The 13399-nt window shown below is 65.3% G+C and carries 12 protein-coding genes; 9 read left to right on the top strand and 3 right to left on the bottom strand.

All coding sequences use genetic code 11. The features are described 5' to 3' along the window. The first annotated feature begins 32 nt into the window (after positions 1-32). The 3 genes from ACYQ2U_RS04205 (at position 33) to murI (ending at position 2765) form a co-directional block, all read left to right on the top strand. Positions 33-1577, top strand: coding sequence for a fumarate hydratase (locus ACYQ2U_RS04205; protein ID WP_459949073.1), 1545 nt, complete (start codon positions 33-35; stop codon positions 1575-1577). 61 nt (positions 1578-1638) lie between these two features. After that, positions 1639-1986, top strand: a complete 348-nt coding sequence (locus ACYQ2U_RS04200) for a RidA family protein (RefSeq protein ID WP_459949072.1) — start codon at positions 1639-1641, stop codon at positions 1984-1986. Next, positions 1983-2765: a glutamate racemase gene (gene murI, locus ACYQ2U_RS04195; RefSeq protein WP_459949071.1), complete on the top strand. Its 783-nt coding sequence runs from the start codon at positions 1983-1985 to the stop codon at positions 2763-2765. Before ACYQ2U_RS04200 ends, murI begins: the two co-directional genes overlap by 4 nt. Before the next feature lie 67 nt (positions 2766-2832). Here the strand turns inward: murI and ACYQ2U_RS04190 are convergent, their stop codons facing one another. The 3 genes from ACYQ2U_RS04190 to ACYQ2U_RS04180 form a co-directional block, all read right to left on the bottom strand. Beyond that, positions 2833-3249: a hypothetical protein gene (locus ACYQ2U_RS04190; RefSeq protein WP_459949070.1), complete on the bottom strand. Its 417-nt coding sequence runs from the start codon at positions 3247-3249 to the stop codon at positions 2833-2835. Between the two features lie 11 nt (positions 3250-3260). Then, a complete protein-coding gene (locus ACYQ2U_RS04185) occupies positions 3261-4517 on the bottom strand; it encodes a hypothetical protein (protein ID WP_459949069.1) in 1257 nt (418 codons plus the stop codon). Between the two features lie 227 nt (positions 4518-4744). Continuing rightward, positions 4745-5536, bottom strand: a complete 792-nt coding sequence (locus tag ACYQ2U_RS04180; protein WP_459949244.1) for an outer membrane protein assembly factor BamD — start codon at positions 5534-5536, stop codon at positions 4745-4747. Here ACYQ2U_RS04180 and rluD point away from each other — a divergent pair. From rluD to ACYQ2U_RS04150, 6 genes are all read left to right on the top strand, one after another. Continuing rightward, a complete protein-coding gene (gene rluD, locus ACYQ2U_RS04175; protein ID WP_459949068.1) occupies positions 5532-6497 on the top strand; it encodes a 23S rRNA pseudouridine(1911/1915/1917) synthase RluD in 966 nt (321 codons plus the stop codon). The genes ACYQ2U_RS04180 and rluD overlap by 5 nt on opposite strands. Continuing rightward, the gene (pgeF, locus tag ACYQ2U_RS04170) at positions 6494-7240 is read left to right on the top strand and encodes a peptidoglycan editing factor PgeF (RefSeq protein WP_459949067.1); all 747 of its coding nucleotides are present in this window, start codon (positions 6494-6496) and stop codon (positions 7238-7240) included. Before rluD ends, pgeF begins: the two co-directional genes overlap by 4 nt. Positions 7241-7323: 83 nt before the next feature. Further along, a complete protein-coding gene (locus ACYQ2U_RS04165; RefSeq protein ID WP_459949066.1) occupies positions 7324-8130 on the top strand; it encodes a ZIP family metal transporter in 807 nt (268 codons plus the stop codon). Between the two features lie 12 nt (positions 8131-8142). Further along, a complete protein-coding gene (locus ACYQ2U_RS04160) occupies positions 8143-10455 on the top strand; it encodes a protein kinase domain-containing protein (protein ID WP_459949065.1) in 2313 nt (770 codons plus the stop codon). 115 nt (positions 10456-10570) lie between these two features. Continuing rightward, positions 10571-12229, top strand: coding sequence for a two-component system response regulator (locus tag ACYQ2U_RS04155; RefSeq protein ID WP_459949064.1), 1659 nt, complete (start codon positions 10571-10573; stop codon positions 12227-12229). A 151-nt stretch (positions 12230-12380) separates the two neighbouring features. After that, the gene (locus ACYQ2U_RS04150) at positions 12381-13376 is read left to right on the top strand and encodes a response regulator (RefSeq protein ID WP_459949063.1); all 996 of its coding nucleotides are present in this window, start codon (positions 12381-12383) and stop codon (positions 13374-13376) included. Positions 13377-13399: the final 23 nt, after the last annotated feature.

Here is a 13399-nt window from a genome sequence, read left to right as displayed (position 1 = left end):
TGCCACCCTCTTTTTTGCCGCGAGAAACCACCATGACCGCCATCAAGCAGGAAGACCTGATCCAGTCCGTCGCCGACGCCTTCCAGTACATCAGCTACTACCACCCCCTGGACTACATCAAGGCCCTGGGCGAAGCCTACGAGCGCGAGGAATCCCCCGCCGCCAAGGACGCCATCGCCCAGATCCTGACCAACAGCCGCATGTCCGCCGAAGGCCACCGCCCCATCTGTCAGGACACCGGGATCGGCATGGTCTTCATCAAGGTCGGCATGCAGGTCACCTGGCCCGACGCCACCATGAGCATCCAGGAAATGATCAACGAAGGCGTGCGTCGCGCCTACAACGACAAGGTCAATCCCCTGCGCGCCTCCGTGCTGGCCGACCCCGCCGGTGCCCGCAAGAACACCAAGGACAACACCCCTGCCGTGGTGCACTTCGAGATCGTCGCCGGTGACGGCGTGGAAGTGATCTGCGCCGCCAAGGGCGGCGGCTCCGAAGCCAAGTCCAAGTTCGCCATGCTCAACCCTTCCGACGACCTGGTGGACTGGGTGCTGCACAAGATTCCCGAAATGGGCGCTGGTTGGTGTCCTCCCGGCATCATCGGCATCGGCATCGGCGGCACGCCCGAGAAGGCCATGCTGCTGGCCAAGGAATCCATCATGGCTCCCGTGGATATCCATGAACTGAAGGCCAAGGCTGCTGAATTTGCCAAGACGGGTGCCAAGCTGACTCGCGCAGAAGAACTACGTCTGGAACTGTACGAAAAAGTGAACGCCCTCGGCGTTGGCGCCCAAGGCCTGGGTGGCCTCACCACCGTGCTCGACGTGAAGGTGCTGGACTACCCCTGTCACGCCGCCAACCTGCCCGTGGCGCTGGTGCCCAACTGCGCCGCCACCCGCCACTGTCACTTCCACCTGGATGGCTCCGGCCCTGCCAAGCTGGAACCGCCCAAGCTGTCCGACTGGCCCGCCGTCACCTGGACACCGGACACCAAGGCCGCCACCAGCGTGAACCTGGACACCCTGACCAAGGAACAAGTCGCCTCCTGGAAGCCCGGCCAGAAGCTGCTGCTCAACGGCAAGATGCTGACCGGCCGCGACGCCGCTCACAAGCGCATTTCCGACATGCTGGCCAAGGGCGAGAAGCTGCCCGTCGACTTCACCAACCGGGTCATCTACTACGTCGGCCCCGTGGACCCCGTGGGCGACGAAGTGGTCGGCCCCGCTGGCCCCACTACCGCCACCCGCATGGACAAGTTCACCCGCATGATGCTGGAAAAGACCGGCCTGATCTCCATGATCGGCAAGTCCGAGCGGGGCCCCGTCGCCATCGAAGCCATCAAGGACAACAAGTCCGCCTACCTGATGGCCGTGGGTGGTGCCGCCTATCTGGTGGCCAAGGCCATCAAGTCCGCCAAGGTGGTGGGCTTTGCCGACCTGGGCATGGAGGCCATCTACGAGTTCGACGTGAAGGACATGCCCGTCACCGTGGCGGTGGATTCCTCCGGCACGTCCGTCCACGAAACCGGCCCCAAGGAATGGCAGATCAAGATCAGCCAAAAGAAAGCCGCGGCCTGATCATCTCCTTGTCCCCAACGAAGCCGGCCCTGCCGGCTTCGTTTCTTTGGCAACGCATCGTATGAGTATCCAACGTCACGGCACCACCGCCCGCTATTCCGACAGTGTCGTGCATAACGGCACTGTTTACCTGGTGGAGGTGCCCGCCACCCTCGACGCCGACATCACCGTCCAAACCCGGGAGGTGCTCGCCAGCATCGAACGCCTGCTGACCCAGGCCGGCAGCGATAAATCACGGCTGTTGATGGCCACCATCTACCTGCGGGACATGGCCGATTACGGCGCCATGAACGCCGTGTGGGACAACTGGTTGCCCGCCGGGACCGCCCCGGCCCGGGCCTGCATCGAGGCGCGCCTGGCCAACCCGGGCTACCGGGTGGAAATCGTCCTCACCGCTGCCGTCCAATGATTGGTGTCTTTGATTCCGGCCTCGGCGGCCTGTCGGTACTGGCCGCTATCGCCCGGGCCCTGCCCCAGGCCGATCTCACCTACCTGGCCGATACCGGCCACGTTCCCTACGGCGACAAAACCGAGGCCTTCATCCAGGGCCGGGTGCTGGCCATCGGCGACCACCTGGTGGCCCGGGGCTGCCGTCTGATCGTGGTGGCCTGCAACACCGCCACCGCCGCCGCCATCAGCGCCCTGCGCCAGCGTCATCCCGACATTCCGGTGGTCGGCGTCGAGCCCGGCGTCAAGCCGGCGGCGGCCAGCAGCAAAAGCGGTCGCATCGCCGTGCTGGCCACCGAGCTCACCGCCCGCAGCGAACGCCTGCAACGACTGATCGCCGCCCATGGAAGCGGCGTCCAGGTCCATGTGGAACCCTGCCCCGACTGGGCCACACGGGTGGAAACCCTGGATTGGGACAATGCGGAATTCGCCGCCGAGGTGGCCGCCAAGGTCGCCCCCCTGTTGGCCGCCGGCGCAGACCGCATCGTCCTCGGCTGCACCCATTACAGTTTCATCAAACCGATGCTGACACCGCTGCTGGGTCACCAGGCGGAAGTGGTGGACGTGGCCGACGCCGTGGCCCGCCAGGTCGTCCGCCTGATCGGCCATCCCCAGGGTAGCTCGGCGTTGACCCTGCTCGCCACGGCCCGCCCGGAACGCCTGCAAGCCGCCCTGCCCGCCCTGCACCTGCAATGGTTGGCCCAACGCTGCCACGACAGCGCCCGCCAGGCGGCGGTGTAACACCATCGGCAACAGGTAAAGAAAAAGCCCGGTACTGCCGGGCTTTTTCTTGGGAGTGTCGAGGCGCTTACTTTCTCAGGAGCACATTGACCCCGGGCCGAAGCTCGGACTCATCGACATAACCGATCGCCCCCGGGGTGTTTTGGACATAGTCCAACAGTTCGGCGACGCTACCGATTTCCCGCGGCGGCACCCCCTTGCCGATGTAGCGGCGCACCGTCCAGTAACCGATGTATTTCGCCTCATCCTGCTGCAAGTAGGTTTCCAGGAAGCGCTTGCGCAGGGCACTGCCCTGCACCGCATCCACCGGCTGCACCGCGACCCCGTTCACCTCGATGGTGCGCCCCGTGTAGATCCGCTCGACCTGGGTGGGATTGAGCTTGGCCAGGTTGGCATTGCCGATCACCACCACGCCGGCCCAGGCAGGGCTTGCCAATACAAGGGCCAAACTCGCCAAGCGAAGGGACTTGAGCATACTTTTCATCTCGCCTCCCCTCAGAAAGTAAAACTGTAGTTGAAGGAAAGCACGTCAATCGTGGTGTGATTGACGGGCCTGCCACCCGCGGGCGAATCGACGAACTGGGACGCCTGCCCCACCCACGTCCGCATCCACTCGGCCTTGACCTTGGACTTCGGCGTCAAGGCATAAGAAGCCCCTACCGCCAGGGACGATTGGTCGTAAACAGTCAGCGCATCGGCGGTGGCCTGTTGGGCGGCATTGATCTGGGTTGCCCCGGTGACGAAGGACGACACCGACGCATTCAACAGGTTTTGTTGTATGCGGAATTGCGAGTCCTTCGAACGCAATCCAGCCACGGTGACATAGGGCGTCACGTCGCCCATTTGCTTGAGCAGGGACAAATAACCGCCGCTGGCATCCACCCCGATCTTCAGCTCGTTCTGGATGATCTTGGCGTACTCGCCGACCACCCGGTAACCGCCGCCGAGATCAACTTCCGCCCCCAGGGTGAACAAATAGTTGTGGAACTTCTTCACCTGGGGCAGGGTGCCCATTTGGGGATCCACAACGTAGTAATGCCCGAGGAAAGTACCGAGATCCTGCAAGGGATAATCGGCGCCCGTCAGCTTGCCGCTGTTACTGCTCTGATAGTGGTGGAAGGCCGCCCGATAGGTGTCCGTGTCGGTCTTGAAACTGAGGGCGATGCCCTCGGCGAGCACGTTGATGTCCGCAAAACGCGGCCCGGTGTCGCGCAAATAGAGGCGTCGGCTGATCCTCGTCGCCCCGTGATAGATGTCGAAACTGAGGTCCCCGGCATCCAGGGCCCAAGAACGGGTGACGTTGGCGCCGATGAAGTCGGTGGACGGCGTGAAGGCGTAGACCTCCACGGGAAGGCGGACGAAGTCGTAAGCCGCCCCCACGTCCGTGTATTGGGAATAGAGATAGGTCGGCACCCGCATCTTGCCGAGCCGCAGCAGCCAATCGTCGTTGGGCCGCCAGGAGGCGAAGGCCCAAGCCGTGGTCACATCCCATTGACCGTCGATCTGCTGGGATGGCGCGTACTTGGCCTGGTAGGTGGCGCTCCATTGGGGGGAGAACTTAGCATCGACCTGGACGCCGAACAGGCTGTCCTGGTTGAAAGTGCCATTCTTGTCGATGAAACGCTCGTAGGCGTAGGACTTGTCCGACTTGGCGTAGCCGACCGTGCCGAAACCGGACACGGAATAGTCCACTGCCCAGCCGCAGGCCGATACCGCCAACAAAGTTCCCGCCAGGATTGGCTTGAATATCATGCGTCCTCCCCATGGACCAGCATTTTTTCTTACTTTAGCGCCTCGACACGGAAACCCTGCGGGTTGGCATCGAATAACCATGCGCACTGTATCGCCAAGTCTGCAACCGCCGCAACTGTTTCATCAGCCGCCGCCGGCCGAGAAAGTCTGGGCATGGCCCTCCCGGCCAAAGAAAAAGCCCGGTCAAGCCGGGCTTTTTCGTTCAAGCGAGCGTCATAGCCGGCCCATCACCACAAACGCCACCAGGGCTCCTCTCGCCCCAAGCCCCGGGTGTAGTAGGCGCTCTTGGGAAAGTTCTTGCGCATGATGCGCTCCGCGTCATCCCGCAGGTCGCGCATGCCCAGGTTGTCGTAGGACTTGACCAGGATGAACAGCGCTTCCTCGTTGGCAGGGGCGTCGGGATAGGTCTTGATGGCATCCTGGGCCCGGTTGACCGCCGCGATGTAGGCGCCCCGGTTGAGGTAATAGCGAGCCACGTGCACTTCGTGGGAGGCCATGGCATTGATCAGGTAGTTCAAGCGCAGGCGGGCGTCGTCGGCGTAGCGGCTTTCCGGGAACTTGGCCACCAGCTCCTTGAAGGCCTGGAAGGCATCGTTCAAGGCCTTGGGGTCACGTTCGGTGGAATCCTGCTGGCTGATGGCCCCCAACAAGCCCAAGTCCTCGTTGAAATTGACCAAGCCCTTCAGGTAGTAGGCGTAGTCCACGTTGGGATGGTTGGGGTGCAGGCGGATGAAGCGGTCGCAGGCGGCAATGGCCGAGGCCGGTTCGCTCTGCTTGTAATAGGCGTAGGCCACCTCGATCTGGGCCTGCTGGGCATAGCGGCCGTAGGGATAGCGGGACTCCAGCTTCTCGAAATACTTGACCGCCTTGTCGTAGGCGCCTTCCGTCATGGCGTCGTGGGCCTCCGAATACAGCTTGTTGGCCGACCACTTGGCCGTTTCGTCCACCTGGTCCGGCAACAGGCCGCAACCGGCGAGAAGGGAAAGCAGAACCGCAAGAACCGCTAAACTACGCATGATGAATGCCTCTGAAAAGGACGCGGCGGATTATAGCCCAGCCGCCCCCGCCGGCCCCCTGAAGACGGTCCCCGACACGGCCTCCGGCCAGCGTTTCGACCTGGTCCTGGCCGGCCTCTACCCCGAACACTCCCGCAGCCGCCTCCAGGGCTGGATCCGGGACGGCCTGGTGCTGCTGGACGGCGACCCGGCCGAGGTGCGGCAAAAGGTCTGGGGCGGCGAAAGCGTGGAACTGTTGCTGCCCGACCAGCAGGAGGACGGCGCCTGCCAGGCAGAGGACATTCCCTTTCCCATCGTTTTCGAGGACGACGACATCCTGGTGGTGGACAAGCCCGCCGGCCTCGTCGTCCATCCCGGCAACGGCAATTGGAGCGGCACCCTGCAAAACGCCCTGCTCCACCACGCGCCCCACCTCCATGCCGTGCCCCGGGCCGGTATCGTCCATCGCCTGGACAAGGACACCAGCGGCCTGATGGTGGTGGCCAAGACCCTGGCAGCCCAGACCGACCTGGTGCGCCAGCTCCAGGCGCGGACGGTCAAGCGCCACTACCTGGCCCTGGTGCACGGTGTCCTGGCCCGTAGCGGCAGCGTGGACGAGCCCCTGGGCCGCCACCCCACCCAGCGCACGAAGATGGCCGTGGTGCGGGAAGGGCGGGAGGCCCGCACCCACTACCAGCCGGAGGAAAGCCTGCCCGGCTGCACCCTGGTGGAATGCCGCCTGGACACCGGACGTACCCACCAGATCCGGGTGCACATGGCCCACCTGGGCCATTCCCTGGTAGGCGACCCGGTGTACGGCAAGCGCAAGTCCGCCACCCCCCTGCTCGACGCCTTTCCCCGCCAGGCCCTGCACGCCTGGCGCCTGGGCTTGATCCATCCCCGCAGCAAGGAAGCGCTGTCCTGGGAAAGTCCGCTGCCGGCGGACTTCTCGCGGCTCCTGGCCCAGTTGCGGCAAGCGTCATGACCCTCTTCATCGCTCCCGACTGGCCGGCACCGGCGCGGGTTCGCGCCTTGAGCACGACCCGCGCCAGCGGTTTCAGCCTGCCCCCCTACGACAGCCTCAACCTGGGCCACCACGTCGCCGACGATCCCGTCGCCGTGCGGGCCAACCGCTACACCCTGCAAGCCTGCGCAAAGCTGCCGGCGGCACCGCTCTGGCTGGAGCAGGTGCACGGCAGCCGTTGCCTGGACGCCGCCACGTACCGCCCCGGCAGCCAAGCCGACGCCATCATCACCGACCGCAGCGCCACGGTGTGCGCGATCCTCACCGCCGACTGCCTGCCCCTGCTGTTCTGCACCCGGGACGGCCGCCGTATCGGCGCCGCCCATGCCGGCTGGCGCGGCTTGGCGGACGGCGTGATCGAGTCCACCCTGAGCGCCCTCGGCGCAGCGGGGGATGAAGTCCTGGCCTGGTTGGGCCCAGCCATCGGCCCCGCCGCCTATGAAGTCGGCGGCGAGGTCCGCAGCGCCTTTCTCTCCCGCGATCCGGCGGCGGAAGCGGCCTTCCAGCCCAGCCCCGGCGGCGCCGACAAATGGCTGTGCGACCTCTACCACCTGGCCCGGTTGCGGCTGCGGCGGGCCGGCGTCGCCGCGGTCTACGGCGGCGACCGCTGCACCTGGCGCGAAAAGGAACACTTTTTTTCCTATCGCCGCGACGGCGTCACCGGCCGCCAGGCGAGCCTGATCTGGCTCACTGCCGAAGACTGAAACGGAGCGCAGTGCGCCAGCGCACGAAGGGAGACTGAGCAGGGCTCTATAATTCCGGCCTAGCCTCAACCCTGGTCGTCCTTATGTCCACCTTGCAATGGATCGTCTTCAGCGCCCTCGCCGGCGGCGCCTTCAGCGTCCTGGCAGCCGCCGTGTTCGCCTTTTCCGCCCGGGCCGCCTGGATCCCCATGCTGGTCAGCTACGCGGTGGGCGCCCTGCTCGGCGCCTCCTTCCTCGAAGTCCTGCCCCATGCCCTCACCGCCAGCGGCGACGCGACCCAAAGCGCGGCCCTGGTGCTGGCCGGCATCCTCGGCTTTTTCATCCTGGAAAAACTGGTGCTCTGGCGCCATTGCCACTTCGAAGCCTGCGAGGGCCACGAACCCCAATCCGGCCATGACCACCACGGCCACAGCCACCACGGCCACGACCACGGCCGCAGCGGCCTGCTGATCACCATCGGCGACACCTTCCACAACTTCGTGGACGGCGTGCTCATCGCCGCTGCCTTCATGGAGGACGTGAAGCTCGGCGCGGTCACCGCCCTGGCCATCATCGCCCACGAAATCCCCCAGGAAGTTGGCGACTTCCTCATCCTGCTCCACTCCGGCTACAGCCGGCGCAAGGCCCTGGCCCTGAACCTGCTGTCCAGCTTCGCCACCCTGGTGGGCGGCCTGCTGTCCTACTACGCCCTGTCCGCCGTCACGGGCGTGGTGCCGGTGATGCTCTCCCTGGCCGCCGCCAGCATGATCTACGTGGCCGTGGCCGACCTGATTCCCGGGCTGCATAAACGGGCCGAACTGAAAGCCACCGTGCAGCAGGTGGTGCTGATCGGCCTGGGCATCGCCACCATCACCCTCGCCCACCGACTGGTGGACGCCTTCGTCGACTAGCCGTCCAGCGCCATGACGCCCCCCCGCGCCCTGGGCCGTTTCGAGCTTCGTCGGGAAGTGGGGCGTGGCATCCAGAGCGAGGTGGAGCTGGCCTGGGACCCCAAGGAAGGGCGGGAGGTGGCGATCAAGGTCGTGCACTATCCGCCGGCCGATCGGCGTCAACTCAATCCGCAACTGCTCGCCTCCGCCGCGCAAGTCGTCGCCCTGCGCCACCCCCGCATCGTGCCCCTGTACGAATGCGGCGAGCACGGTGGATTGCCCTACCTGGTGCAGGAATACGCGCCGGGGCCTTCCCTGGCGGACAGCCTGACCCAGGCCGGCCCCTGGCCGTGCCAACGCGCCGCCCGGCTCGCGCGTGGCGTGGCCGAGGCCCTGGCCGTAGCCCACCACGCCGGCATCGTGCACCGCAACCTGACCCCCGCCAACATCCGCCTGACGGAAGACGGCAGCCCCCGGGTGATGGACTTCGCCTGCCCACCCCGGGTGGACGAACTGGCCGACATCATCCAGCAGGGCCTGCTCGGCACGCCGGCCTACCTGGCGCCGGAATACATCCAACACAAGACCGTTGCCCCCGCCGGGGACATTTACGCCCTGGGCCTGATCCTGATGGAAGCGATCCAGGGCCACCCCCTCGTCAGCGGGGACTCGGTGGGGCCGATGCTGCACCGGATCATGAACGAGGACGTCCTGCCGCCGCCCCAATTGGACCCTGCCCTGGCGGACATCGCCCGCCGCTGCTGCGCCCGGGATCCGGCCCAGCGTTATGCCGACATGGACGAGGTGGTGGCCGCCCTGGATCGCTATCTGGCCGAATCCCCCGAGGCGGACAACGAGGTGCCCAGCGTGGCCGCCACCGTGCTGGCCCAGATCGGCAGCGCCGACGACGCCCTGGCCGGCACCATCACGGCCATCAACCAAAGCGCGCCCACGGAACAGGAGGCCGTCACCCAGCTCACCAATACCGTGCTGCAAACACCGGCCCTGACCGACAAGGTGGTGCAGCTGGCCAATCTGGTTTACGGCCCCAAGACCGCCGATGGCGCCATCGGCACCCTCTCCCGGGCGGCGGTACTACTGGGCCTGGACGCCCTGCGCAACCTGGCCATCACCGTGTTGCTGGCGGAAAGCCTTCAGGGCAAACCCCACGGTCGCCAATTGACCGAGGCCTACCTGAAGGCCACCCTGGCCGGATTGCTGGCCCGGGACCTGAGCCACAGCATCGCTCCCCCCGAGGCCGACGAGGCCTTCACCGGCGCCCTGTTCCACGGCCTGGGAGAAATGCTGATCTGGCTCCACTTCCCCGACAAGGCCGAAGCCGTCAATGCATTGATGGCGGGCCAGGGGCTGGACGAAGCCACCGCCTCGGCCCAGGTGCTGGGCATGAGCTATGAAGCCCTGGGGCTCAAGGCTTCCCAGACCTGGGGTTTTTCCGCCGCCATCCGCTACAGCATGCACCGACTGCCGGAGGGCTACATCCCCCTGGCGGCCACACGGGAGGAAATCCTGCGGGTCATCGTCGCCTTCGCCCAGGACGCCAGCCAGCTCATCGCCGCCGGCGACAGCGCCGCCTGGGCCAGCGACCTTGCCGCCCTGGCCGACCGCTACGCCGAGAACCTGAACCTGCCCGCCGCCCGCATCCGCGCCCTGGTCGGCAAGTCCGCCGAGGACCTGGCCCAGATCGCCGCCATTCTCGGTATCGACCTGACGCAAAGCGACTTCGCCCAGCAACTGGATCGTTTCAGCAGGGACGAGACCACCGTCGCCCCGCCGCCGGCGGTCGATGAAGACGCCCCTAACGCCGAGACGCCGGCCATGGATGCCCTGCTGGAGGCTGGCGGCCGGGACATGGACAATTCCCTGGCGGAAAACGCCACGCCCAACGACATCCTCGCCATCATGCTGGAGACCCTGTACCGGGCCCTGGGCTTCCAACGGGTACTGCTCTGCCTCAAGGACGCCAAGGCCGAGCACATGGTGGCCCGCATCGGCTTCGGCATGGAGGGCCGCGAACTCCGCCAGCGCTTCCGTTTTTCCACCGCCTACAGTCCCGACGTGTTCCATCTGTCCCTGAAAAAAGGGGCCGACATCCTGATCGACAACACCGACGATCCCAACATCGCCGACAAGATTCCCGACTGGTTCCGCCGCGCCATGCCGGCCAAGACCTTCGTCCTCTTCCCCCTGGTGGTCAAGGGCAAGCCGGTGGCCCTGATCTACGGCGACAAGGACGAAGCGGGCAGCATCCATATCCCCAAGGAACAGGTGCACCGGCTCAAGGGGCTGCGCGACCGGGCCGCCGCCGCCTTCCGCCCACGCGCCTGAGTTCCCAGTCACGCTCCACCAACCCGAACAGGGCCGTTGTCGGGCAAGCAGCGGAATTCGCCGTGGCCGGAGACGGATGCTTTATCCTATGGCCATCGATAGACGAAGGTCACCGATGAACAGAACGCTGTTGCTGGTGGACGACGAACCCGCCCTGCTCCACTCCCTGCTGCGCCTTTTCCGCGACGAGGGCTACGAACTGCTCACCGCCGCCAGCGGCGAAGAGGCCCTGCAACTGCTCGAGCAGCACAGCGCCCAGGTCCTGCTGTCGGACCAGCGCATGCCGGGCATGTCCGGCGTCGAATTCCTTACCGAGGCCAAGCGGCGCTACCCCGACAGCGTGCGCATGGTGCTCAGCGGCTACGCCGACATCGAAACCATCACCGACGCCATCAATCGCGGCAACGTGTACAAATTCCTGCACAAGCCCTGGGACAACCAGTTGCTGCTGGAGAACGTGCGCGACGCCTTCCGCCAGTTCGACCTGATCCAGCAGAACGCCCAGTTTGCCAAGATCTACGCCAACACCTCCGAGGCCATTTTCATCGCCGACGACCAGGGTCGCATCCAGGCCGCCAATCCGGCCTATTGCGCCATCACCGGCTACCAGGAGGCGGAGGCCAAGGGCAAGCCGCCCCTGATCCTCAGCCCGGACCAGGAACGGGAAGACCATTTCGGCATCATCATCGCCAGTTTCGACGGCCGTGCCACCTGGACCGGCGAGATCTGGAGCCGGCGCAAGAACGGTGACGTCTTTCCAGCCTGGATCAACGTCTCGGTCATCCGCGACGCCGCCGGCCGCATCAGCCAGTTCATCGGTCTGTTCACCGACATTTCCGAACGCAAGCAAAAGGAAGTTGCCCTACGGGAAAGTGAAAAGCGCTTCCGCGACTTCATGGAATTCGCCCCCATCGGCATGGCCATCGTTTCCCTGGACGGCCATCTGCTCAAGGTCAACCAGGCGCTCTGCACCATCCTCGGCTACCCCCGCCCCCTGCTTGAATCCCTGGCCTTTGAGGACATCACCCATCCCGACGAAATCGCCGTCGACATCGCCAACCGGCGCCGGCTCATGACGGGGGAACTGGCGGTGCTCCAGCAGGAGCGGCGCTACCTGCGTCAAGACGGCCAATTGGTCTGGGTGCAGATCACCGCCTCGCTGCTGCGGGACACCCTGGGCGTGCCCCAATGCTTCGACGTCCAGGTGGAGGACATCACCGAGCGCAAACAGGCCCAGGACCAGATCCGCCAACTGGCCTACTACGACACCCTGACCAACCTGCCCAACCGCCGCCTGCTGCTGGACCGCCTCAACCAGGCCCTGGTCCAGGCCCGCCGTAACCAACAGATGGTCGGCGTGATTTTCCTCGACCTGGACCGGTTCAAAATCATCAACGACACCCACGGCCACGAAGTTGGGGACGAACTGCTCAAAACCGTCGCCCGGCTCCTCGGCCAATGTGTGCGCGGCATGGATACCGTGTCGCGCCAAGGCGGCGACGAGTTCATCATCGTCCTGTCCGAGCTGACCTCGATCCACGGCGCCCTGCGGGTGGCGGGAAAAATCCTCAAGGCCCTTTGTCACCCGATTCCGGTCAACGACCTTTCCCTGTCTATTTCCGCCAGTCTCGGCATCGCCCTTTACCCGCAACACGGGGTCGAAGCCCAGGACCTGATGCGCAAGGCCGACACCGCCATGTACGCCGCCAAGGAAGGCGGCCGCAATCAATACCGCATCTACGACCCGGCGTTATCCCCGCCCAACCGGGATTGAAGACCGGACAAAAGCCCCCACCTAGGCCATGAACTGTGGCCGAAAGCGCCCTTTCCCCCGGCTTTACAAAGCCATGCCAGGCGCTTATCTTCAAATCTATACATTCAACCCTTCCTTCCCGCGCCCTATCGTCCTCGGTAGGGCACCGGCCATGAATCCAACCACGCCCGCCCCTGAAAAAAGCCGTACCCTGCTGATCGTCGACGACGAACCCGGCGTTGTGCACGCCCTGCAACGGGAAATCCGGGCCACCCGCTTCGAGCGCCAGCCCCTGCTGGTGGAAGGGTTCACCGATCCGCTGCAAGCCCTGGCCCGAGCCAAGGAAAAGACCTTCGACCTGGTCATCGCCGACTACCGCATGCCGGTCATGGATGGCCTGAGCTTCCTCAAGGCCTACGCCGAGCTGCAACCGGACTGCCCGCGTCTGGTGATCAGCGGCCAGACGGACTTCGCCGCCCTGACGCGGATGATCAATGAAACCCACATCTACCGTTTCATTCCCAAGCCCTGGACCGAGTACTTCCTCAAAAGCTCCATCTTCCAGGCGCTGCGTCTCTACCAGGCCCAGCAGGAAAACCAGCGCCTGGCGGACGTACTGCGCCGGCAGGGTCTGAACCCGGCTGCCGACGCGGCCCAGGACAAGGATCTGGTCCTGATCGTGGACGACGAGCCGGCGATGCTCAGCGCCCTGGTGCGGGACCTGACCCTGCACTCGCCCATGGACGACCTGTTCGTCACCGTGCGCGAGGAGCTGACCCACCACCGTCCCGCCACGCTGACCGCCGACAAGCTCGGCCTCCACACCTGCACCTCGCCGCGCCAGGCGCTACGCATGGCCGACGACGTGAGTTTCTCCTGCATCATTGCCGATTACCGCATGCCGGAAATGGATGGCATCGCCCTGCTGCAAGCCTTCGCCGAGAAACAACCCGATTGCGAACGCATCCTGATCAGCGGCGAAATGAACACAGAAAGCCTGGTGAACGCCCTCGACCTGGCCCACATCTTCAGCTACGTGGGCAAGCCCTGGCTGGACTTCGAACTGGAGGGCAGCGTCGCCCAGGCCCTGCAACATCGTCGCTTCACCCTGGAAAATCGCCTGCTGGCGCAAATGCTGCGGGACAAGGACGTCGGCCTGGCGGATTGAGCGGCGACGGGTCGCGGCCGCCC

Source organism: Denitratisoma sp. agr-D3 (assembly GCF_054658675.1).
This window is presented reverse-complemented; position numbering and strand designations above follow the sequence as displayed.

Bases quoted from the DNA above. Each gene is read 5' to 3' on its own strand.
- ACYQ2U_RS04205 (WP_459949073.1), top strand. From the start codon at position 33: ATGACCGCCATCAAGCAGGAAGACCTGATCCAGTCCGTCGCCGACGCC.
- ACYQ2U_RS04200 (WP_459949072.1), top strand. From the start codon at position 1,639: ATGAGTATCCAACGTCACGGCACCACCGCCCGCTATTCCGACAGTGTC.
- murI (WP_459949071.1), top strand. From the start codon at position 1,983: ATGATTGGTGTCTTTGATTCCGGCCTCGGCGGCCTGTCGGTACTGGCC.
- ACYQ2U_RS04190 (WP_459949070.1), bottom strand. From the start codon at position 3,249: ATGAAAAGTATGCTCAAGTCCCTTCGCTTGGCGAGTTTGGCCCTTGTA.
- ACYQ2U_RS04185 (WP_459949069.1), bottom strand. From the start codon at position 4,517: ATGATATTCAAGCCAATCCTGGCGGGAACTTTGTTGGCGGTATCGGCC.
- rluD (WP_459949068.1), top strand. From the start codon at position 5,532: ATGATGAATGCCTCTGAAAAGGACGCGGCGGATTATAGCCCAGCCGCC.
- pgeF (WP_459949067.1), top strand. From the start codon at position 6,494: ATGACCCTCTTCATCGCTCCCGACTGGCCGGCACCGGCGCGGGTTCGC.
- ACYQ2U_RS04165 (WP_459949066.1), top strand. From the start codon at position 7,324: ATGTCCACCTTGCAATGGATCGTCTTCAGCGCCCTCGCCGGCGGCGCC.
- ACYQ2U_RS04160 (WP_459949065.1), top strand. From the start codon at position 8,143: ATGACGCCCCCCCGCGCCCTGGGCCGTTTCGAGCTTCGTCGGGAAGTG.
- ACYQ2U_RS04155 (WP_459949064.1), top strand. From the start codon at position 10,571: ATGAACAGAACGCTGTTGCTGGTGGACGACGAACCCGCCCTGCTCCAC.
- ACYQ2U_RS04150 (WP_459949063.1), top strand. From the start codon at position 12,381: ATGAATCCAACCACGCCCGCCCCTGAAAAAAGCCGTACCCTGCTGATC.